We start from the raw sequence: 20408 nt of genomic DNA, 5'->3' as shown, positions 1-20408 counted from the left end.
CCCCCCTAGATCGCGTGACCGACGGCGGAGCCGGAGGCCACCGCGTCGACCATCAGTGCCGGGGTGCCGGCATCGCCGACGACATGCACCGTCGCGCCCGTGCTCTCGGCCAGCCTCACGACCTCAGGGTTCGGCTGAAGCGCGAGCGCGGTCATGACCGTGTCCGCCTCGATGAGGCGGCGCCCACCCTCGGGAGTGGAGATCTGGAGCCCCTCCTTGGTGACCTTCTCGAACGTCGCGTCGGTGATGAACTCGACGCCCTGCTCCTCGAGCCAGTAGAGAAGGTAGGGCTTCATGAACACCTCGAGCAGCCCCTCGCCCAGGTCCTCCTTCGAGCCCCGGTGGACGATCGTGACCTTCTTGCCGAGGCTGAGGAGGTACTCCGCTGTCTGGCAGCCGTGCAGCTGTCCGCCCATGACGACCACGTGGTTGCCGATCATCACGTTGCGGGCCACGGGCAGGTTGTGCATCGTGCGAGCAGCCTCGATCGGCACGAACTGCAGCATCGCCTTCGCGAGCTTGTGCAGGTCCTGGCCGGTCATCACGTTGCGGCCGTCGATGCCAGGGATGTCCGGGATCTCGTGAGTGCCACCCGCGGCGACGATGATCTCGTCGGGCCGCTCCTTGTCGAGGATGGCCTTGGTCACCGTCTTGCCCAGGTGGACCGTGACGCCCGCTTGGTGCACCTGACGGTCCAGGTAGTGGATCATCCCGGCGATGTCCTCGCGGGGGCCCTTGACGAGCGCCGCGACGGGCAGGGAGCCACCGAGCTTGTGGAGCTTGTCGTACAGCACCACCTCGTGCCCGCGAAGCGCGGCGACCCTGGCGGCCTCCATGCCGGAGGGACCTCCGCCGATGACGAGCACCTTCTTCTTCACCGGAGCCGGCGTGATCGCGTACTCGCGCTCGCGTCCGAGCGAGGCGTTGACTCGGCACTTGACCGCGCCGAAGTGCTCGATCGAGTCGAAGCAGGTCATGCACCCCGCGCACGGGTTGATGTCCCTGACATCGCCCGCGAGGACCTTGTTGGGAAGGCCCGGGTCGGCGAGCATCCTGCGGTTCATGCTCGCGATGTCGAACTTGCCCTCGCCGATCGCCTTCTCCGCGATGTCCCAGTCCAGGCGGCCGACGGTGATGACGGGCACGTCGACGATCTTCTTGATCTCGGCGGCCATGGGGATGTTCGCCCCCTTGCCCCTCCGGGAGGCGTCCACGTACGGGTCGATCGGGCCCGTGCGGTGCGGGTACAGGTACATGTCCGGGAAGTGCAGGCTCTCGCGGCGCTCCACATCCTGCGTCCACGTGTAGTACTCGCCGCGGACCTCGAGCGCATCGGCACCCGCATCGACGAAGATCTTCGCGAACTCCTTGCTCTCATCGATCGTGATGCCGTCCTTGAGGTCCACCTCGATCGCGTTCATCAGCACGATGACCGGCCAGTCCTCGCCGTTGCGCTCCTTGATGCCGCGGATGATCCTCACCGCGACGCGGGTGCGGTTCTCCATGGTCTGCGAGCCCCACTCGTCGTCGCGACGGTTCCAGGCACGGGACAGGAAGTTGTTGACGAAGTGGTTGCACGCGACGTTGAGCTCCGTGCCGTCGAGTCCCGCCTTCTTCTGGCGCTCGGCCGCCTCGATGAACATCTGGATGATGTCCTCGATCTCCTCCACGGTGTGGGCGCGGAAGTCGCCGAAGCCGGGGCGAGGCGACTCCTCGCGCGGGATCGCCGAGGCCGAGGAGGTCGGCGGCACGTTCACCAGGAGCGGCGCCATCGGGCCGAGGTGGAACAGCTGGCCGAAGGCAGCCGCGCCGTACTTGTGCACGGTGTCGGCCCACTCCTTCCAGCCGGGGATGTAGCGATCATCGGTGATGCGGTAGCCCGGCATCTTCGCGTCGAGGTCACGGGTCAGCGGCCCCATGGCCGTCGCGATGAGACCTGCGCCGCCCTTCGCCAGCTCATCGAAGTAGTCGAGGTACTTCTCGTTGACATAGCTGCCGGTCTCGGGGTCGTCCCAGAAGAATCCCGTGCCGTTCTTCATGAAGCGGTTCTTCACGGTCACGTTGCCGATCTTGATCGGCTGCGCGAGGTGGCTGTACTTCGGGTTGGTCGCCGAGCTGGTGATCGGGTTCAGTGTGGCGGTCATGGTTGCCTCTCAGATCCTCTCGAAGATTCCGGCGGCGCCCATGCCGCCTCCTACGCACATCGTGACCAGGCCGCGGGTCTGGTCGGTTCGCTCGAGCTCGGCGAGCAGCTTCGCGGTCAGGATCGCGCCGGTGGCGCCGAGCGGGTGGCCCATGGCGAGCGCGCCACCATTGGGGTTCACGCGAGCCCAGTCGAGGCCGAGCTCCTGCACGACCGCGAGCGCTTGCGAGGCGAACGCCTCGTTGAGCTCGACCACGTCGAGGTCGGAGGCGGTGAGCCCGACCTGCGCGAGCACCTTCGGTACCGCGGCGATCGGGCCCATGCCCATGTAGGCAGGGTCGATGCCGGCGGCCGCGAAGCCCGTGAGTCGGGCGATCGGCGTGATCCCCAGCTCGGAGGCGCGCTCCGCTGTCATCAGCACCACGAAAGCGGCGCCGTCGCTGCGCTGCGAGCTCGTCGCGGCGGTCAGCACGCCGTCCTCGCCGAACGCGGGCCGCAGCCCTGCGAGCGAGTCCAGGTTGGTGCCGGGGCGGATGCCCTCGTCGGCCTGGAAGACGATCTCGTTGCCCTCCTTGTCACGCCCGGTGACGGGCACGATCTGGGACTCGAACAGTCCCGCCTCACGGGCCGCCGCCGCACGGGCGTTGCTCTGCACGGCGAGCTCGTCGAGCTGGGTCCGGGTCTGGCCGTAGCGCGCGGCCACGTTCTCTCCTGTGATCCCCATCGGCATGTAGGCGTCGGTGTTCTCGATAAGCCACGGGTTCAGGTACTCGGGCGTGTCGCTGAGCACCGGCGAACTCATGTGCTCGACCCCTCCAGCGACGATGACGTCCGCCATGCCGGAGCGGATCTGGGCCGTCGCCTCGGCGATCGCCTGCAACCCGGAGGAGCAGAAGCGGTTGAGGGTCTGGCCGGGGACCGCGTGCGGGAGGCCCGCGCGCAGCACGATGTTGCGCGCCGGGTTGAGCCCCATCAGCGCCTCGGGGATCGCGCAGCCGACGATCACGTCGTCGATCTCGGCGGGATTGAGACCCGGCACGCGGGCGAGCACGCCCGAGAGGACCTCGGCTCCGAAGTCCACGGGGTTCACACCCGCGAGGCTTCCCTTCACCGCCTTGCCGATGGCCGAGCGGCCGTAGCCGACGATCACGCAGTCACGCATTTGAATCTCTTCTTCCTTGAATAGCTGGTAGGACGACTGGCCGGCGGCCCGGAATTCCGCCGGCCAGTCGACAGTGATGGGGTCAGGCGGCGGCCTTCTCGCCCGCGTACTTGTCGTCGCCGGCGAGGATGTTGCCCTTGACCGGCTTGAGCGCCAACGAGAGCACCAGACCGAGGGCACAGACGCCGGCCATGATGTACGTGGACACGGTGTAGAAGCCGGTCACGTGCAGCGCGTACGAGCCCGCCGAGACACCGAGCAGACCACCGAAGACTCCGAGGCCCTGCGCAAGGCCGCCAAGCTTGCCGGTGACGCCGGCCGGGTAGTGCTTGGCGATGTAGCCCAGTGCCGCCGGGTTGATCCACGCGAAGAAGAACAGCGTGATCAGCAGGCTCGAGGTGAACGCCACCGAGTTGCCGGTGACGCCCGGGATCAGCAGCGCGAGCGAGCCCGCGGTGAGGAACCCGAAGCCGATCGCGATCGGTCCGCGCACCTTGCCACGGAACACGCGCTCGACGACGAAGCCGATGACGACGGCGCCGGCCATCTGACCGAACTGCGCAAGGGCGAGCATGTTCGATCCTTCGGCGCCCAGGCCGAGGCCGACGGGCGGATCGAGAGCGACGTAGCCGGGCGTCATGTCGTTGAACGCCTGGTTGAACCACGAGGCGAGGACCACGCAGCCGATGGCCACCCAGGTGATCGGGGTGAGCAGCGCCTTCTTGAAGATCGCGGCGTTGCTGATGGATGCGGCTTCGAAGTCGTGGTTCGCGGGCAGCGCCGGCGCCACCTTCGGGCCGAACATGACGATCAGGGTCATGACGATGCCGATCGCGGGCAGGAACCACATGTTGAACAGCGCCTGCTGCCAGTCGCCGGTCGACGCGAGGAACGCGGGGGCGAGCGACAGACCGCCGGCGACGCCGACCGACATCGCGAAGCCCATGGCTCCGGTCGCGATGCTGCGCTCCTTGCTCGGGAAGCAGGTCGCCGCGACGTAGACGCCGGCAGCCATGATGGGGCCACCGCCGATCGCCTGAATGGCGCGGGCGATGCTCATGCCCGTGTAGGTGTCGCCGAGCGTCGGGACCAACAGCATGCCGACCATGATCAGGACCAGGCCGAAGAGGTAGAGCTTCTGGAATCCGAGCTTGTCGAGCAAGGGACCCGATCCGATGGCCGCGAGGGCCACGAACAGGTTCCACGTGCCCATCGTCATGAAGGTCACCTGTCCGGCGCTGAGGTCCGGGTTCGTCGCCATGATCTCGCCGATCAGCGGTGCCGGGCTGATCATGGCGACCGCCTGCGCGGCCACGACCACGACGAGCGTGGCGAGGATGAACCAGCGGAAGGGACTGTACGTTCCCTCTGCGACCACTGGCGTCTTTGCACTGTGTGTCATTGTGGCTTCCTTTAGTTGTTCTTTGGATCCGCATTTGTCACGCAGCGCGGTACTGCTTTCTCCCCTGTGCGACCCGCCGTGCCATCCAGCGGGGTTCATTCATCGGCCTGGTAGGCCCCCTCCAGCCGCACCACGCCCTGTAGGGCTCCCGGTCCGGCTGTGGTCCATCGGTCTGCAATCCACTTCCTCGTAGCTTGCGGGTCGGCATGCGCCGGCCTGAGATGTCGGCATCCTCGCCGCCATCTGGCTAGAAAATTACGGGCTTGGGTCCTGCATGGGCCAATGTCGATCATGCATAGAAGCGATTCCCAGCCAACTCACAGCATCGAGGGAAGCGGTTCGGCGATCGTGAGCTCGGCGCCTGTGGCCTCGCGCACCTCGTCCACGGTGAAGGCCGGATTGATCTCCTTGAGGACGAGTCCATCGGGTGTCACCTCGATGACTCCCATCTCGGTGACGATGAGATCGACGCACTCGACAGCGGTCAGCGGCAGGGTGCAGGCCTCAAGGATCTTGGGGCGCCCCTTCTGGGTGTGCTCCATCGCGACGATGACACGCTTGGCCCCGACGACGAGGTCCATCGCGCCGCCCATCCCCGGAAGCATCTTCCCCGGGATGATCCAGTTCGCGAGGTTCCCCTTCGCATCGACCTCGAGCGCGCCCAGGACGGTCGCGTCGATGTGGCCGCCCCGGATGAGCCCGAAAGACGTCGCCGAGTCGATGAAGGCGCCCCCTGGGATTGCCGAGGCCTGCTTCCCGCCCGCGTCGACGACGTAGCGCGCCGAGAACGTGTCGGTGGCAGGGCCCGCACCGACGATGCCGTTCTCCGCCTCGAGGATCACCTCGACCCCGTCGGGCAGGAAGCTCGGGATCATGGTCGGAAGCCCGATGCCGAGATTCACGACGTCGCCGTCGTTCAGCTCGCGCGCGACCCTGCCCGCGATCAGCTCGCGGATCTGTACCTTGTCCATCTGCATGGTGCTCACCAGTCGCCTCCCTTGACGATGTGGTCGACGAGGATCCCCGAGGTGACGACGTCCTCCGGGGGGATCGCCCCGAGCGGGATGAGCTGGTCCGCCTCGACGATGACGGTGTCGGCGGCCATCGCCATCACCGGCTGGAAGGTGCGCGTGTCGCCGCGGTACCAGATGTTCCCGAACGGGTCGACCTTGTACCCGCTGAGCAGCGCGATGTCGGCACGCAGCGGCTTCTCGAGGAGGAACGCCTTGCCGTCGACCTCGACGACCGGCTTGCCCTCGGCGACGATCGTGCCGATCCCGGTCGGGGTGAGCACACCGCCGAGGCCCGTGCCCCCGGACCGGATCCTCTCCGCGAAGGTGCCCTGTGGCACCAGCTCGACCTCGAGCTCGCCGGCGTTCATCTGCCGGCCGACCTCGGGGTTGAGCCCCACGTGGGACGCGATCAGCTTGCGCAGCCGGTGCTGCTCGACGAGCTTGCCCACGCCGTATCCGGGGAGCGCGCCGTCGTTGCAGATCAGCGTCAGGTCCTTCGTACCCGCCTCGATCAGCCCGTCGATGAGCACGTGCGCGTTGCCGCACCCCATGAAGCCGCCGATCATGACGGTCATGCCGTCCTCGACCTTGGCCACGGCCTCCGCGAGGGCGATCATCTTGTCTCTTGCCATCGGTCCATCTCCTTTGTTGGATCGAGCTCGACTCAGGCCTCGAGCAGCAGCGCGTCGCCCTGCCCCGTGCCTCCGCACAGCGCGGCAGCGGCACGGCCCGAACCGCGACGGTTCAGCTCATGCGCGAGGTGGACGATCAGGCGCGCCCCTGACTGACCGATCGGGTGGCCCATGGCGATGGCTCCGCCATGGACGTTGACCTTGTCCATGGGGACCCCGAGCTGTCGCACCGCGTGCACGGCGACCGCGGCGAAGGCCTCGTTGATCTCCAGCAGGTCCAGGTCGTCCGCGGTCCACCCCTCCTTGTCCAGGGCGGCGAGGATCGCGTTTCCCGGCTGGGGAGCCAGCGCGGGCGACGGACCCGCCACCTGCGCCCACGACCGCACGGTCGCGAGCACGGGCCAGCCCTCGCTCGCGGCGCGGGCGCGACTGGTCAGCACCACCGCGGCGCCGCCGTCGTTGATCGACGACGCGTTGCCCGCGGTGATGGTGCCCTCGGGAGTGAAGGCGGGACGGAGCCGGCCGAGCGTCTCGACGGTCGACTCGGGCCGGATGCCCTCGTCGCGGTCCACGACGATGTCCCCCTTGCGCTGCTTGACCGTCACCGGCACCACCTCGGCGTCGAAACGGCCCTCCTCCCACGCCGCCGCGGCGAGCCGGTGCGACCTCGCGGCCACCGCGTCCTGCTCATCGCGGCTCGCGGGGTACTCCGCGGTCCTGGTCTCGGTATCGAGCCCCATCGCCTCGTGGGACCACGCGTCGGACAGCCCGTCGTTCGCCATCGAGTCCACGATCTTGGTGTCGCCGTAGCCGTAGCCGAATCGCGAGCCCATGAGCAGGTGGGGCGCGTTCGTCATCGACTCCATGCCCCCTGCGACCACCACGGAGGACTCCCCCAGCGCGATCCGCCGAGCGCCCTCGATGATGGCGGTGAGGCCCGACAGGCATACCTTGCTCACGTTCACCGCGGGCACGTCCCAGCCGATTCCTGCGGCGACTGCCGCCTGGCGTGCGGTGCACTGCCCGAGCCCGGCCTGAAGGACGTGGCCCATGATCACGTGGTCGACCGAGTCGGCGGGTACGTCTCCGCGTTCGAGCGCGGCTCGGATGGCCGTCGCTCCCAGCTCGACGGCGCTCACCGAGGCGAGGCCTCCCTTGAGCCTGCCGTTCGGCGTGCGCGCGGCCGCCACGATCACGACGTCGTTGTCGCGCTGTTCACTCATTCCTATGCTCCTGTCCTGGTGGTGACCGAGCTCAGCAGGCTGCACAGCAGCAGCGAGGTGAGCTTCTCCTTCATCGAGGCGCTGCGGGACGTCAGGGCGATCGGCACCCTCGCTCCCAGCAGGCAGCCCGCGAGGGTGTTGCGGTCGTCGGAGTTCCAGATCTTGCTCATCACGTTGCCCGTGACCATCTCGGGCACCAGGAGCATGTCGACGTCCCCCGCATAGGGCGAGTCGTACCCCTTGATCTCCGCCGCCTCACGGCTCGTGGCCAGGTCGAACGAGATCGGACCGACGACGATCGAGTCGCCGAAGCGTCCGCGAGCGCCCATCGCGGAGAGCTCCTCCGCGTCGAGGCTCTCGGGGATCTTCGGGCTGACGGTCTCCGACGCGCACAGCGCGGCGACGACGGGACGCTCGATCCCGAGGGCCCGCAGGGCCTCCGTGCACACCTCGATGATCTTCGCCTTGTCGGCGAGCGACGGGTGCGGGATCACCGCCGCATCGCTCATCGCGAGCAGCTTGTGATAGCCGTGGATCTCCATGAGCCCGAAGTGCGTGACGAAGCCACGATCGTTGAGCCCCGTCTGCTTGTTGAGGATCGGGCGGAGCAGGTCGGAGGTCTGCATGTGGCCCTTGAGGATGAAGTCGGCCTCGCCGTCGCGCACCAGTCGTACGGCGATCTCGGCCGGGTTCTGACCCTCCGGGCAGTCGTGCAGCACGTACGGCTCGACGATCTCGAGGCCCCCGATCACCGTTTCGACCTCGGAACGCGGGCCGATGAGGACGGGCGTGAGGTAGCCCTCGCGCGCCGCGCGCATCACAGCGTCCAGCGCATGCTCGTCGGCCGCGCCGGCCACCGCGCACCGCTGGGGGCGCCCCTGCAGCGGGAACGCGGCCGCCAGCTCTTCATACGTCGCATACATCAGATGTCCCCCTCCCAGAGGCTGCGGATGTTGTTCACGAGCAGCTGGTCGATGTCCGCCTCGGTCAGGCCACGGCCCAGGAGACCAGGCACGATGTAGTCGCCGATGCGCGTGATCTTCCAGTCCTTCGCTCCGGGCAGCGCATAGAAGCCGTCCCAGCTCCTGCCGAGCCAATTCGCGATGCTGTCCTGCGACCAGAAGATCCGGTTCAGGTAGCCGCGCTCGGCGAGGGTGACGGCCATGTCGATGCGGTCGTCGTCCGTGATGTCGTTGAACAGCCTGTTGCCACCGGTGCGATCGAAGCCGATCCCGACGCCCGTCTCGAGCACGGCGAGCTGGTAGTCGAGGTTCTTGGCGTTGCCGCACATGTGACCCACCACGACCTTGGACGGGTCGGCCCCCGCGTCGATCAGCGCGCGCGCCTGCTCCGGCGCTGCGGTGCCGTCCTCGGTGTGGGTGATGATCGGCGCGCCGGTGGCCTGCTGCGCGCGCGCCGCGGCGCTGATGACCGCGTGCTCGTAGTCGGTGATGCCGCTGTGCCCTGTCGCGACCTTCATGACGCCGGCCTTGACCCCGGTGTCGCGGATCCCCTCGGTGAGCTCCTTGATGAACAGGTCCGCCATCTCGGCCACGGTGTCGGTGAAGATGCGCCGCATATCGAAGTACGCGGACCCGCCGTGGTGCTCCTTGTAGTAGCCGGTCGCGCAGATCACGTTGAAGCCGGTCTCCTCGGCGATGCGCTTCATGAGCAGCGGGTCGCGCCCCGAGTCGTTCGGCGTCGCCTCGAAGATCGTGCTGAAGCCCTGCTCCTTGATGGAGCGCAGCGAAGCGACGCCCTTGGCGACGATCGCGTCCTCGTCGTAGTCCCACATGCTCCTGTCGCCCTCGTGCCCGGCGTAGCCGAAGACCAGATGCTCGTGGAACAGGGTCCGGCCGAGGCTTGCCGCCTCGACCGGACCGAGGACGGTGTTGACGGTTGTCATGCGTCCTGAAGCTCCCGGTTCCGCGCGGGGAGGGACAGGATCTGGCGGGCCTCGTCGGGGGTCGCGACCTCCTTGCCGAACTCCTTGATCACGCGGGCTGCACGCTCGACGAGCGACACGTTCGTGGCCTTGACTCCGCGCGCGTAGTAGACGTTGTCCTCGAGGCCCACGCGGATGTGACCGCCGAGCGCGAGCGCGGCGAACATGATCTTCTGGTGGGCGCGGCCGATGCCGAAGGCCGACCAGGTGGCGTCCGCGGGGATGAGGCTCTTGAGGTAGCACAGGCTCTCGACGGTGGCGGGCATGCCGCCGCCGACGCCGAGGACGAACTGGAAGTGCAGCGGCTTCGCGACGATGTCCTTCGAGGCGTAGTAGAGGACGTTGCCGACCATGCCCGCGTCGAAGATCTCGAACTCGGGCTTGATGTTCAGCTCCTGCATCTTCAGCCCGAGCCGCTCGAGGAACTGGGGGCTGTTCTCGAACACGCCGTCCGGAGTCCAGTTCATGGAGCCGGCGTCGTACGACGCGATCTCGGGCATCACGTACGGGAGGTGAGCCATGCGGTCGTCATCGGTGGCGCGGTGGTCGCCCGCGGTGGTGCAGTTGATGACCACGTCGCAGTCGGGGTGGTTCGTCTTGAGCAGGTCGAGGGTCTGCTTGAACTTCTCCTTGTCCATCGTCCCGAGGCCCTCATCGTCGCGCATGTGGAAGTGCACGACGGACGCGCCCGCCTGCCACACCCGGTAGGCGTCCTCGGAGATCTCCTCCGGCGTCAGCGGGATGTTCTCGTTGATCGACTTGGGGGTGACGGCTCCGGTGAGCGCCGCGGTCAGCACGACCTTGTTGCTGAGTTCCATGATTCTTCCTTTCGTTGACTTCGTTGTCTGCTTCTCAAGCCATGAAGCTGGGGCGGGCGATGATCTCTTCGACAGAGCCGTAGCCGGCGGGGAGCACGTCGTAGTCGTGGACTGGCTCCTCGCCGCGCAGGACGCGGAGCCCGCCGGCGGCGAGCGCCTCCGCCTCGTGCTCGCCGGGGATGATCGTGACGGGGGCGATCCACTCGACCAGCTCGCGCACCCAGCCCGTGAACAGCTCGCTGTGGGCGATGCCCCCGGTGAGGATGATCTGGTCGACATCGCCGGCCCGTACGGTGGCGAGCTGGCCGATGCCCTTCGCGACGCCGTAGGCCATCGCGCGGTAGATCAGCTCCGCGTGCTCGTCGCCCGCGATGATCTCCATCTCGACCTCACGCACGTCCTGGGTGCCGAGGTGCGCCGCGATGCCGGACTTCCCCGCCAGGTACATCCGCATCTCCTGGTGCGACCATCCCGACTGGTAGATGAAGTCGGTCAGGAAGCGGTTCGGGATCCCGCCGGCGCGCTGCGGGGACATGGGGCCGCTGTCGTCGTAGATCCAGTCGGCCACCCGGCCGTGGTCGTGGAACGCCATCGTGATGCCGCCGCCGAGGTGGGCGATCACGAGGTTGAGGTCGGTGTAGTCCTTGCCGATCGACTCGGCGTACTTGCGACCCGCGGCCTTGGGGTTGAGCAGGTGGTAGACGGGCTTGTTCTCGATCTCCGGCACGCCCGTGACCTTCGCGATCTCATCGACCGAGTCCACGCACGTGGGGTCGTAGATGATCACGGGGATGTCCGTGCCCTCCACGAGCTCGACGCCGATGAGCGCGGACAGCGCGGAGGCGTGCTGTGCGGCAGGCGCGTACTTGAGGGTCGCGACCATCAGCTCGTTAACCGCGAACGCGCCGTCGTGGGGGACGTGGTGGATGGTCCCCGCACGCGCCACGACGATGTCGGCCGTGGTCGCGTCGAGCTCGTTGGCGTGCAGGAACTCGCGTACCTGAGTGGTCCGGTAGTCCGTCTGGTCGAGCACCTTGGGCATCGTCGCCAAGGCGTCGAGCGGGACGTCCAGGGAGATGCGGGCGAGCTCCCGGTCGTCCTCGAAGAACGCGACCTTGGTCGAGGTGGAACCGCAGTTGATGGTCAGGATCCGGCTCATGACGTGGGACCTCCGTGGGTCTCGGGCTGGTCGGGGTGACATAGAGTGTTGGTTCTGTTGGGTGAATCGGACCGGGCGAAGGAGCACGGGTGGATCTGCAGTCGCTGAAGTACTTTCAGTTCGTCGCGATGTATCGAAACTTCAGCAAGGCGGCCGAGCACTTCTACATCGGGCAGTCGGCGCTGAGCCGTCAGATCGCGAGCCTCGAGAAGGAGCTCGGCGTCCAGCTGTTCATCCGCGACACCCGCAACGTTCACCTCACCGAGGCGGGCAACGTCCTCTACGAGAACTGCGACCTGCTGCTGCGCCACCACGACCTCGTGTACCGGCTGATCGACGGCGCCAAGTCGGGCCACACGGGACAGCTCGGCATCGCGACCGTCACCAACTTCGGCACGGCCTTCACCGACCTGGCCGAGCGCTACGCCGCGCTCTACCCTGGCGTGAAGATGCGGGTCGACGACATCCCGTTCCAGGAGCTCTCCGAGAGCATCCTGCACGGGATCTACGACCTCGCGTTCACCCTCGACTTCGAGGTGCCGGACAACGACCAGATCGCGCAGGTCAAGGTCGGCAGCGATCGCTTCGTCGCGGCCATGCGTGAGGACTACCCGTGCGCGCTCGAGGGCGAGGTGACCGTCGCGGAGCTGCTCGACCAGCATCTGATCATGCCCAGTCACGTCGACCCCCCGTTCCTGCGCAGGCTGAAGCTCGCGGCACGGAACACGCCGGGCGTGCAGGGCAGCATCGAGCCGGTCGCGAACACGCCGACCGCGGTGCTCCGGGTGGACCTGGGGATGGGAGTGACACTCCTGCCTGAACGCATCTTCCGCACCTCCTTCGAGAAATCGCGCTTCAAACTGTGTGAGATCACCGATCTGGACACCCAGTTCGATCTGGTGGCCATCTATCGGCGTGAGAACCAGCAGCAGACGCTGCTGAACTTCCTGGCCCTCATCGGGCAGTGACAGCGAGCGGGTCGCAATCGGGCCTCGTCGTGCAACTCCGTTGTCGCAGCACGCTCGCGGTCGTCCGGCATCGCTGACGCCGGAGGCCTTTCCGAGGACGGCATGGCCGCCGTCCCGGAGGGTGCGTCCGGGGCGTCGCCATCAACGCCCCGGACGCGTCCTCCTACTTGATGGGGGTCTCTGCCTGGCCTCCGTCGATGCGAGGACGGATGACCTTGCCCTCCTTCTCCGCGGCCTTGACCAGCTCGGCCTCCTCGTGCGCCCACTCCCAGAAGCTCACCTCGTGCGGCGAGTGCTCGGTGGCGGTGTTCCACATCTCCGTGGCGAAGGCGTTGCGGACCTCGTTGGCGATGTCCTCCTTCCACGGCTTGCGCAGCTGCTGCACCGTGAGGCGGCGGGTCTGGCGGGTGCCGGCGCGCATGATCAGCTCGGCGATCTCCTGGGCACGGGCGTAGGCGGCCTCGGTGTCGTCGCAGATCTCGTTGACCATGCCGTACTCGAGCGCCTTGCGGGCGGTGATGACCTCACCGGTGAGCTCGGCGTACGCGAAGCGCTTGCGACCCATGAGCTCGCGCCAGGCGATCTGGATGCCATCGCCGGGAACCATGTTGACGCGGAAGTGCATCTCCGTGGTCCAGGCGTCCTCGGTGGCCAGCGTGATGTCGGAGAACAGCACCAGGTCAGTGTGGAAGGCGGCACCGTTCCACACGCCGATGGTCGGGACCTCGATGTCGAAGACCTGGCCCTCGATGTCGTTCGTGCCGTCGTAGTACTGGTAGTCGTACAGGCGCCACGCGTTGTCGGGCGCCGAGTCGAACTCGTGCGCGTAGCCCACGGAGCCGTCCTCCATCGGACGACCGATGCCCTTGAACAGGTCCTTACCGGAGCCGCCGAGGATGATGACCTCGTTCTCGGGGTCGCGGCCTGCCCAGTCGAAGAAGTAGTGCAGTCCGCGGTGCGCCTGCGCGTTCCACATGAGCGAGTCGCCATTCGTGTGAAGGCGGGCCTCGAGGATGCCGTTCTCCCTCTTCATGCTGAGGAAGTCCTTGCACTTCTCCTTGTACTCCTCGAACGGCACGTGCGAGAACGTGCCGAGCTCCTCGTGGGGCAGCTCCTGGTGCTTGCCTGCGTCCGACTCGTAGTTGCCACGAATCATGAGATTTCCTTTCCGTCGTTGGCTAAGGGTCAGTCTCTGGTTGGAGGCGTTCGTCCGTGACAGCGATGGCACGGAACTTCGCCTGCAACCCCTAGCAAGCCAGTCATTCGGTGACTGGGCCAATGCCGAAAACGCATGGATCGCGCTGGCGCACGGGCGGCAGCACCATGCGATACCAGGGACGGGCCCGCGCCGGCGGCAGGCCCCAGGTCGGTCGGGAGACTAAGGTCAAGGTGAGCCCACGAAAGGGGATCTCATGCCGGAGCCGACAGGCAGCGCACGCCTTGCCGTGCTGATCGACGCGGACAACGCGGGCGCGAAGCACCTCGAACGACTGCTGGCCGAGATCGCGAAGTACGGCACCGCCGGGGTGCGGCGCGCGTACGGGGACTGGACGTCCACGCAGCTCGGGTCGTGGAAGTCGGTGCTCCTGGAGCACTCGGTCCAGCCGATCCAGCAGTTCAGCTACACGACGGGCAAGAACGCGACCGACAGCGCGCTCATCATCGACGCGATGGATCTGCTGCATTCGGGCAACGTCGACGGCTTCTGCATCGTCTCGAGCGACAGCGACTTCACGCGCCTCGCGGCCCGCATCCGCGAGCAGGGCCTCACGGTCTACGGCTTCGGCGAGCGCAAGACGCCCAAGCCCTTCGTCGCGGCGTGCGACACGTTCATCTACGTCGAGAACCTCGCCGCCGCGACCGCCCCGCCCAAGGAGACCGAGACATCGTCCCTGAAGGCGGACAAGCAGCTGACGAGCCTGCTCGCCGAGGCCGTCGACGCCGCGTCAGGGGACGACGGGTGGGCTCAGCTGGGCACGGTGGGCAGCAACCTGTCGCGCCTCGCCTCCGACTTCGACTCCCGCACCTGGGGCTACGGCAAGCTCACCGACCTCATGAAGGCGCACCCCGACTTCCAGGTCAAGCAGCGCTCGGCGGGCGAGGGCAAGTCGCCGAACGCGTACGTGCGGCATCTCTAGCGTCGCTCAGCCGGGAACGACCAGCGTGTGCTGCTCGCGGATCTCCGACGGAAGCACGCCGAACTCCCGCTTGAACGCACGGATGAAGGTCGTCTGATCGGCGAAGCCGCTTCGGGCCGCGATCTGGGCGATCGTCAGGCTGTCGGAGGCGACGTCGGCAAGCATGCCGCGCGCCGTGCGCAGCCGCGCGGACCGCAGCATCGCGCTGGGCCCTCCGTCGTCGTGGAGCAACGCGGTCAACGATCGGAGGGTGACATCGAGCGCCGCGGCGATCGCGGATGCGGTCACCGTCGGGTCCGCGTGATTGTCCCGGATGAGCGTACGGGCATGAGCGGCGAGCTCTTCGCGGGAGTGCGATCGCACGGGACCGCGGGTGTGCGCGACAAGGAGCGAACGCGCCAGATCGGTGACGACGGAGCCGATGCTCTCGGCCTCGATCGGATCGACCTCGCCCTGCGAGACGGCCTCCTCGCAGATCGCTGTGAGCGCTCGCAGCGACAAGGAGCGCGGCTCAAGGAGCTGCAATCTGAGCTCGGCCACCGGGAAGGCGAGCGAACGCACGGTGGCGCGTGGAAGCATGATGACGAGCTGATGCGAGGCGTCGCCCGACGTCACCTTGTACTCCACGAGCGGATCGCACAGCGTCGCGCAGCCGGCGCGTACCCGGACCTGGCGATCCCGCTGCGTGACGACCGACTCGCCTGCGAGCTGGACGAGGAGGAGCAGGTCGTCGTTCGGCGCGTCCCGCACCATCCTCCGTGTGCGATGCAGGTCGTTCGCATCGCAGCTCACCTCCGCGACTGACAGTCCTGGGCCCAGCGCGGTCTGGCGGATCGAGGCGGTGAACCTCGTGTTGGCGCGTTCAAGTGCCAGCGGGTAGAAGCTGCGGCCAACGGCCTCGGCCCACCCGTCGCCGTCGGCGATGGAGAGAAGCGCCATCGCCTCAGGATAGGCGGACCGAGGCGCCGTGAGGAAGACCATCGCGGCCCCGGCTAGGACAGCAGCGGGAAGCCGGCGAGAAGCGCTCGCGCGTGCATGACCTGGCGCGGGATGTACTCGGCGACGGTGAGACCCACGACGTCAGCAGCGCCTGCGACATCGGAGACGATGCGGCGCACGTCCGCGATCCGGAGCCCACCGGGTTCGATGCCGAGCCCGAGGACCACCTCGTCGCTGTCGATGACGTCGACGTCGAGGTGGATGGCGACCTTCGAGCAGCCGGTTCCACGCAGCCACGCGAGGAGGGGCTCGGTCGTCTCGCGGAGCGCCTCGGGCGAGAAGGCGCTGACGCCCCATGCGGACGCGTTCGGGAAGTCGTCGTCGGTCCACGAATGCAGTCCCGTGAGCGCGACGCGCTCGGCCGGAACCGTGGCGGGCAGGACGTCAAGCACCTCGGGCACTCCATGGCCAGTGATGGCGCTGACTGCCATCGCATGGAATCCCTTGTACTCGCTGTCGGGGGTGCCGACGTCGGGGTGGGAGTCGATCCAGACGACGGCGAGTTCGTCACCGTACCTCTCAGCGAGGGCGGTGAACGGCGCGATGCTGGCGCTGCAGTCCCCGCCGAGCGTGACGATGCGGGACCACCTCTGCCCTGCGATGACCCGCTGCGCCTGCGCCTGCTGGGCGACGATGGCGTCCTTCGCCTCCACTCCGTCGCGGAGCGCGAGCCCGTCGTCACCCATCGGCACGTCGATCCGGGCGGTGGACCCGGGGTGGGGAGGCAGGATGGCCTCCAACACCCGGGTGCCGACCTCGTAGCCGCGCCGCGCCTCCTCGAGTGAGAACTCGGGGGCGAAGGCCTCGACGCTCTCGGTTCCGGCCGCCTGCCACGAGGGCCACACGAGCCTCAGCGTGTCCACTCCCCCGAGCCCCGCATCGTCGACCACGCTCACGCCTCGGCCGCCGCCACGAGCTCCGCGTCGGCGGAGGGGGTGCTGATCTCGGAGGCGGCGACGATCGCACGCTCCGCCTCGAGGTCGTGGCCGCGCATCAGCAGCGCGTACAGGCCAGCCGGAACGAGGAGTCCGACGACGAACGAGATGTCGGCGCCGTCGAGCGAGGCCGCCACGGGTCCCGTGTAGAACGTCGTTGAGAAGAACGGGATCATCACGACGAAGCCGACCGCGTAGCTGATCAGGCCGCGCTTGCCCCAGCGTCCGTAGATGCCGCCGTCCGAGCGCAGGATGTCGGAGATCGAGTACACGCCCTTGCGAACCAGGTAGTAGTCAGTGAGGTTCACGGCGGTCCACGGGATCAGCAGGTAGCCCAGCAGCAGCAGGAACGTCGAGAAGCCGGTGAGGGTGTCGGCGGGCAGGGTCAGGCCGGCGAGGACGGCGACGCCACCCGCGATGGCGATCGTGACCGCGCGGAGCTTCGCGGTGGGCTTGAGGGGACGGAAGGCCTCGAGCGCGGAAAGGAACGACACCGTGCCCGAATAGAAGCTCACGCCCGCGGTGATCAGGCACACGACGATCGCGATCACGAGGGTCGCGGTGCCGAGCTGGAATCCGAACTCATTGCCCATGTCGTGGATGCCGGCGACCACGTCGAGGTCGGGGAAGGTCAGCGAGACGGCCGCGCCGAGCGCCTCGATCCAGACGGCGGACAGGACGGTGCCGAAGAACACCGACGCGGAGACGACGACCGACGGGGTGCGGCTGGGGAGATAGCGCGTGTAGTCGGACACGATCGGAGCGATCGCGATCTGGTAGGCGGCGGAGGCGCCGAACTGCGCGAGGAAGCCGACGAGGGAGACCGCGGACGCGGAGAACAGATCACCGAAGGGCAGGACGACCAGAGCCGCGATCGTCAGCAGCACGAGGTTCGCGATCATCACGTAGGCGATGATCCCCTCGGCCTTGACGAGCAGCTTGAACCCCACGATGGCAGCGACGATGGCAGCGACACCGATCACGATCTGCGGGACCGCGAGGTTCGTGGTGCCCGTCAGATCGGTGAAGGCGTACGCGCCGGTCTGGATGTAGAAGATCGCGAAGCCGATAGGCACGATCGTTGCGGCGGTGATCGGTACGATCGCGCCACGCGAGCCGAACTGCACGCGGCTCTGGATCATCTGAGGCAGACCCATGTGCGGCCCTTGCGCGCCATGGAAGGCCTGGAAGAGCGTGCCGAAGAGGGTGCCGGCCACGATCGCGACCAGGGTCCACGACAGGCTCATGCCGAACAGCGGACCGACGGCGCCGGTGTACGCGGTGATGAGCGTGGCGTTGATCATGAACCAGAAGCGGAACTGGCCGCTCGTCGAAGCGGACCGCTCCGACTCCGGGATGTAGTCGAAGGAATGGGCCTCGACCACGGATGAGTTCTCGTTCACCTTGGGACCTTTCACGAACGATGAGGGTGGGATCCCCGCACGCCTGCCGCGCGGGTTCGAGACGAGTACACGCGCGGGCCCGGTCCGGACGGAAGGCGCGACAGCACGAGGACGGAGACATTTACGAGTCGTTAACGCCGACGTGTCGAAAACGCCGACGACGCGCACGAAACGCCGACGCCCGCGCGGGCCCAGCCGCGGCTCCCGGCCCGCTATGCGGGGACGATGCGGTAGACGAGGCCTGCGGCATCGTCCGTGAGGTAGATCGCGCCGTCCGGGCCGACCGTCGGCATGACGGCCCTGCCCCAGCGCGTGCCGTCGTCGTCCTGGAAGCCCGTGACCAGGTAGTGCGCCTCGCCGAGCGTGCCCGTCGCATCGTCCCAGGCGGCGAAGGCCACGTACGGCTGCTGAGGCGGCGTGCGGTTCCACGAGCCGTGCGCTCCGATGAGCGCGCCCCAGCCGACCACGTCCGCGAGCGCGGTGTCGTGCGTGAAGGTCAGGCCGAGGGGCGCGCTGTGCGCGGGCAGGCCGACCATGGTGTCGGGCAGGGCGGCGCAGTCGAGCTGCTCGCCGGAGGGGTTGAGCTCCGCGTCGTTCACGAAGGGCAGCGCGGTGACGCCGGCGCGCGAGTCGGGCACGCAGTACGGCCACCCGAGGTCGACGCCGTCGGTCACGCGCGTGAGCTGCTCGATCGGGTGGTCGTTCACGAACGCGGTCGCCACCTCGCGGAGGGCGTAGGCGCCGTCGTCGTACGGGTACGGGAGGTTGTCCATCTGGTTGACCGCGACGAACAGCGATCCGTCGGGGGCGGTGTCGAGCGCGAAGCCGTTGCGCACGCCGTGCGCGACCACGCGATCGCCGGTGCCGTCGAGGCCGACGGCGGCGACGACGGCGCGCTCGGGGTCGGCGGTCCGATCAGCCGGGGAGCGATTGCCCGACGACCCGAGGCTGTAGTAGACGGTGTCGCCCTGGATCGCGACGGCCTTCTTGCCGTGACCGTCCGTGGGCAGGCCGTCGATCAGGACGACGGGATCGGACACCGCGCCCTCGGCGTAGTCGAAGGCGACGAGCCGGTTCAGCTCGCCGACGACGAGCGTCGTCCCCTCCTCGGTGAACGCGAGCCCCTGCGGGCCGTTGAGCCCCACGAGGAGCTCGACGGCGTCGGGCGCGACTCCGTCGGACGTGGGTGTGAGCGCCCAGACGGCGCCGCCATCCCCCGTCGATACCAGGAGCGACCCGTCAGGGCTCCAGGCGGCGAGCCGCGCTCCGGGGACGTCCGCCCACACCTCCGCCGTCCAGCCGTGCGGGAGGTTGAGGGCGCGCCCCTCGGCCGCGCCCGGGTCCGTCCCGTCGGCGACGGTGAGCGCCACGGGTTCCAGGTCGCCGATCTCGAACGTGACGTCGGGCGCGGACGACGCGCTGGACGTGGACGATGCGGCCGTGGCCGGGGTCCCGGAGGTCGCCGGAGCGCTCGCCGCGGCGGACTGCGTCGAGGCGATCGTGGTGCCGCCGGCGTCGCACGCCGCAAGGGCGATCAGCGCGAGCGCCCCGGCCAGCGCGCGAGCCCCGCCGCGCGCGACCCGCGTCGTCCTCGACTCAGCCTCAGGCATACCCCCTAGGGTACGACGGCGGTCGTCCCCTCGCACAGACCCTCGCTGCGTCGGCGACACCAGCGCGACACCACCCACGCCCAGCCCGCGACGAGCGCCCACCCGGCGAGCACGTCGATCACCCAGTGGTTGGCCGAGACGATCACGACCGCCGCAGTGGTGAGCGCGTACGCGACGCCACCCAGGCGCCACCACAGGCGACGGGTCGACGCGAAGACCGCGAGGCACACCCACAGCGACCACCCCGCATGCAGCGAAGGGAAGGCCGCGAGCTCGTTGGTGCTCGCGGAGAGCCCATCCTCGCCGGTCGCGCCGTGGTCCCAGTAGCCCAGGTTGCCGGCGGCCTCGAGCACGTCGACGAACCCGTCGATCAGCCGCGGCGGCGCCGTGGGGATCAGCACGAAGAAGGCGAGCGCCGACATGGTCGTCCCGACGAGGATCGCGAACAACGGCCGGTACACCCTCGGTCGCCGCAGCCACAGGAACACGAGCACGGCCGCCGTCGCGACCCAATGCAGGGTCGCGTACCAGAGCGACACTGCGAGCATCAGGGTCGGATGACCGGAGATCCACCCGTTCCAGGAGCGCTCGACGTCGATCCCGAGCCATCGTTCGATCATGCGAATGCCGTGCGCCGCGTCCTCCGCGTCCTCGAGGTCGCCCGTCGCGGCGAGCCTCACGAGCGAGTACGTCGCATAGAGCGCCAGGACGACCAGCGCCTCGCGCCATGGCTTGCGAGACATGAGGGTCGGACGCGTCTCGGCGGACTCGTCGACGACGACAGGAGCGACGACCGTCGAAGCGGGCTCAGCCAATCCGGAGACCTCCGTGCAGCACTGGTGAACATCTGGTGAACAA

General features: G+C 68.1%; 18 protein-coding genes. 2 read left to right on the top strand and 16 right to left on the bottom strand.

Annotation, left to right across the window (positions count from 1 at the left end):
• Window positions 1–5: 5 nt before the first annotated feature.
• The 10 genes from AOP78_RS11155 to buk form a co-directional block, all read right to left on the bottom strand.
• A complete protein-coding gene (locus AOP78_RS11155; RefSeq protein ID WP_062204486.1) occupies window positions 6–2144 on the bottom strand; it encodes an oxidoreductase in 2139 nt (712 codons plus the stop codon).
• 9 nt (window positions 2145–2153) lie between these two features.
• Complete coding sequence (locus AOP78_RS11150) at window positions 2154–3305, bottom strand: thiolase family protein (protein WP_062204482.1); 1152 nt, start codon at window positions 3303–3305, stop codon at window positions 2154–2156.
• Between the two features lie 82 nt (window positions 3306–3387).
• On the bottom strand, window positions 3388–4707 hold the full coding sequence (locus tag AOP78_RS11145) for an MFS transporter (RefSeq protein WP_160297629.1): 1320 nt from the start codon (window positions 4705–4707) through the stop codon (window positions 3388–3390).
• A 317-nt stretch (window positions 4708–5024) separates the two neighbouring features.
• Complete coding sequence (locus tag AOP78_RS11140; RefSeq protein WP_169748456.1) at window positions 5025–5684, bottom strand: 3-oxoacid CoA-transferase subunit B; 660 nt, start codon at window positions 5682–5684, stop codon at window positions 5025–5027.
• Between the two features lie 5 nt (window positions 5685–5689).
• Window positions 5690–6352 carry a CoA transferase subunit A gene (locus tag AOP78_RS11135; RefSeq protein ID WP_062204475.1) on the bottom strand — a complete coding sequence of 221 codons (663 nt, stop codon included), beginning with the start codon at window positions 6350–6352 and terminating at the stop codon, window positions 5690–5692.
• Between the two features lie 32 nt (window positions 6353–6384).
• Window positions 6385–7575 carry an acetyl-CoA C-acetyltransferase gene (locus AOP78_RS11130; protein WP_062204472.1) on the bottom strand — a complete coding sequence of 397 codons (1191 nt, stop codon included), beginning with the start codon at window positions 7573–7575 and terminating at the stop codon, window positions 6385–6387.
• A 2-nt stretch (window positions 7576–7577) separates the two neighbouring features.
• Window positions 7578–8498 carry a phosphate acyltransferase gene (locus tag AOP78_RS11125; RefSeq protein WP_062204469.1) on the bottom strand — a complete coding sequence of 307 codons (921 nt, stop codon included), beginning with the start codon at window positions 8496–8498 and terminating at the stop codon, window positions 7578–7580.
• Window positions 8498–9481 (bottom strand): phosphotriesterase family protein, encoded by a 984-nt coding sequence (locus AOP78_RS11120; protein ID WP_062204466.1) that lies wholly within the window; start codon window positions 9479–9481, stop codon window positions 8498–8500. Before AOP78_RS11120 ends, AOP78_RS11125 begins: the two co-directional genes overlap by 1 nt.
• Complete coding sequence (locus tag AOP78_RS11115) at window positions 9478–10338, bottom strand: beta-keto acid cleavage family enzyme (protein ID WP_062204462.1); 861 nt, start codon at window positions 10336–10338, stop codon at window positions 9478–9480. The genes AOP78_RS11120 and AOP78_RS11115 overlap by 4 nt, the downstream gene beginning before the upstream one ends.
• Before the next feature lie 34 nt (window positions 10339–10372).
• The gene (buk, locus tag AOP78_RS11110) at window positions 10373–11497 is read right to left on the bottom strand and encodes a butyrate kinase (protein WP_062204459.1); all 1125 of its coding nucleotides are present in this window, start codon (window positions 11495–11497) and stop codon (window positions 10373–10375) included.
• Between the two features lie 89 nt (window positions 11498–11586).
• Here buk and AOP78_RS11105 point away from each other — a divergent pair, with 89 nt between their 5' ends.
• Window positions 11587–12465, top strand: coding sequence for a LysR family transcriptional regulator (locus AOP78_RS11105; protein WP_062204456.1), 879 nt, complete (start codon window positions 11587–11589; stop codon window positions 12463–12465).
• Window positions 12466–12628: 163 nt separating this feature from the next.
• Here the strand turns inward: AOP78_RS11105 and AOP78_RS11100 are convergent, their stop codons facing one another.
• Window positions 12629–13621, bottom strand: coding sequence for an enoyl-CoA hydratase/isomerase family protein (locus tag AOP78_RS11100; RefSeq protein WP_062204453.1), 993 nt, complete (start codon window positions 13619–13621; stop codon window positions 12629–12631).
• A 256-nt stretch (window positions 13622–13877) separates the two neighbouring features.
• On the opposite strand from AOP78_RS11100, the gene AOP78_RS11095 reads away from it, so the two are divergent.
• A complete protein-coding gene (locus AOP78_RS11095) occupies window positions 13878–14603 on the top strand; it encodes an NYN domain-containing protein (RefSeq protein ID WP_062204450.1) in 726 nt (241 codons plus the stop codon).
• A 6-nt stretch (window positions 14604–14609) separates the two neighbouring features.
• On the opposite strand, the gene AOP78_RS11090 is transcribed toward AOP78_RS11095, so the two are convergent.
• The 5 genes from AOP78_RS11090 to AOP78_RS11070 form a co-directional block, all read right to left on the bottom strand.
• Window positions 14610–15542 (bottom strand): AraC-like ligand-binding domain-containing protein, encoded by a 933-nt coding sequence (locus AOP78_RS11090; protein WP_062204447.1) that lies wholly within the window; start codon window positions 15540–15542, stop codon window positions 14610–14612.
• Window positions 15543–15595: 53 nt separating this feature from the next.
• The gene (locus AOP78_RS11085; RefSeq protein WP_062204442.1) at window positions 15596–16492 is read right to left on the bottom strand and encodes an arginase family protein; all 897 of its coding nucleotides are present in this window, start codon (window positions 16490–16492) and stop codon (window positions 15596–15598) included.
• Between the two features lie 2 nt (window positions 16493–16494).
• Window positions 16495–17940, bottom strand: a complete 1446-nt coding sequence (locus tag AOP78_RS11080) for a purine-cytosine permease family protein (protein ID WP_160297628.1) — start codon at window positions 17938–17940, stop codon at window positions 16495–16497.
• Between the two features lie 212 nt (window positions 17941–18152).
• Window positions 18153–19550: a PQQ-dependent sugar dehydrogenase gene (locus AOP78_RS11075; protein ID WP_062204439.1), complete on the bottom strand. Its 1398-nt coding sequence runs from the start codon at window positions 19548–19550 to the stop codon at window positions 18153–18155.
• A gap of 5 nt (window positions 19551–19555) precedes the next feature.
• Window positions 19556–20365, bottom strand: coding sequence for a phosphatase PAP2 family protein (locus tag AOP78_RS11070; protein WP_062204437.1), 810 nt, complete (start codon window positions 20363–20365; stop codon window positions 19556–19558).
• Between the last annotated feature and the right edge of the window lie 43 nt (window positions 20366–20408).

This window comes from Demequina salsinemoris (assembly GCF_000974805.1).
GTDB lineage: Bacteria > Actinomycetota > Actinomycetes > Actinomycetales > Demequinaceae > Demequina > Demequina salsinemoris.
Note: the sequence above shows the minus strand (reverse complement) of the source record. Positions and strands in the feature narration are given on the sequence as shown.

Bases quoted from the DNA above. Each gene is read 5' to 3' on its own strand.
- AOP78_RS11130 (WP_062204472.1), bottom strand. From the start codon at position 7,575: ATGAGTGAACAGCGCGACAACGACGTCGTGATCGTGGCGGCCGCGCGC.
- AOP78_RS11140 (WP_169748456.1), bottom strand. From the start codon at position 5,684: ATGCAGATGGACAAGGTACAGATCCGCGAGCTGATCGCGGGCAGGGTC.
- AOP78_RS11145 (WP_160297629.1), bottom strand. From the start codon at position 4,707: ATGACACACAGTGCAAAGACGCCAGTGGTCGCAGAGGGAACGTACAGT.
- AOP78_RS11115 (WP_062204462.1), bottom strand. From the start codon at position 10,338: ATGGAACTCAGCAACAAGGTCGTGCTGACCGCGGCGCTCACCGGAGCC.
- AOP78_RS11095 (WP_062204450.1), top strand. From the start codon at position 13,878: ATGCCGGAGCCGACAGGCAGCGCACGCCTTGCCGTGCTGATCGACGCG.
- AOP78_RS11125 (WP_062204469.1), bottom strand. From the start codon at position 8,498: ATGTATGCGACGTATGAAGAGCTGGCGGCCGCGTTCCCGCTGCAGGGG.
- AOP78_RS11090 (WP_062204447.1), bottom strand. From the start codon at position 15,542: ATGGCGCTTCTCTCCATCGCCGACGGCGACGGGTGGGCCGAGGCCGTT.
- buk (WP_062204459.1), bottom strand. From the start codon at position 11,497: ATGAGCCGGATCCTGACCATCAACTGCGGTTCCACCTCGACCAAGGTC.
- AOP78_RS11155 (WP_062204486.1), bottom strand. From the start codon at position 2,144: ATGACCGCCACACTGAACCCGATCACCAGCTCGGCGACCAACCCGAAG.
- AOP78_RS11100 (WP_062204453.1), bottom strand. From the start codon at position 13,621: ATGATTCGTGGCAACTACGAGTCGGACGCAGGCAAGCACCAGGAGCTG.
- AOP78_RS11120 (WP_062204466.1), bottom strand. From the start codon at position 9,481: ATGACAACCGTCAACACCGTCCTCGGTCCGGTCGAGGCGGCAAGCCTC.
- AOP78_RS11075 (WP_062204439.1), bottom strand. From the start codon at position 19,550: ATGCCTGAGGCTGAGTCGAGGACGACGCGGGTCGCGCGCGGCGGGGCT.
- AOP78_RS11135 (WP_062204475.1), bottom strand. From the start codon at position 6,352: ATGGCAAGAGACAAGATGATCGCCCTCGCGGAGGCCGTGGCCAAGGTC.
- AOP78_RS11150 (WP_062204482.1), bottom strand. From the start codon at position 3,305: ATGCGTGACTGCGTGATCGTCGGCTACGGCCGCTCGGCCATCGGCAAG.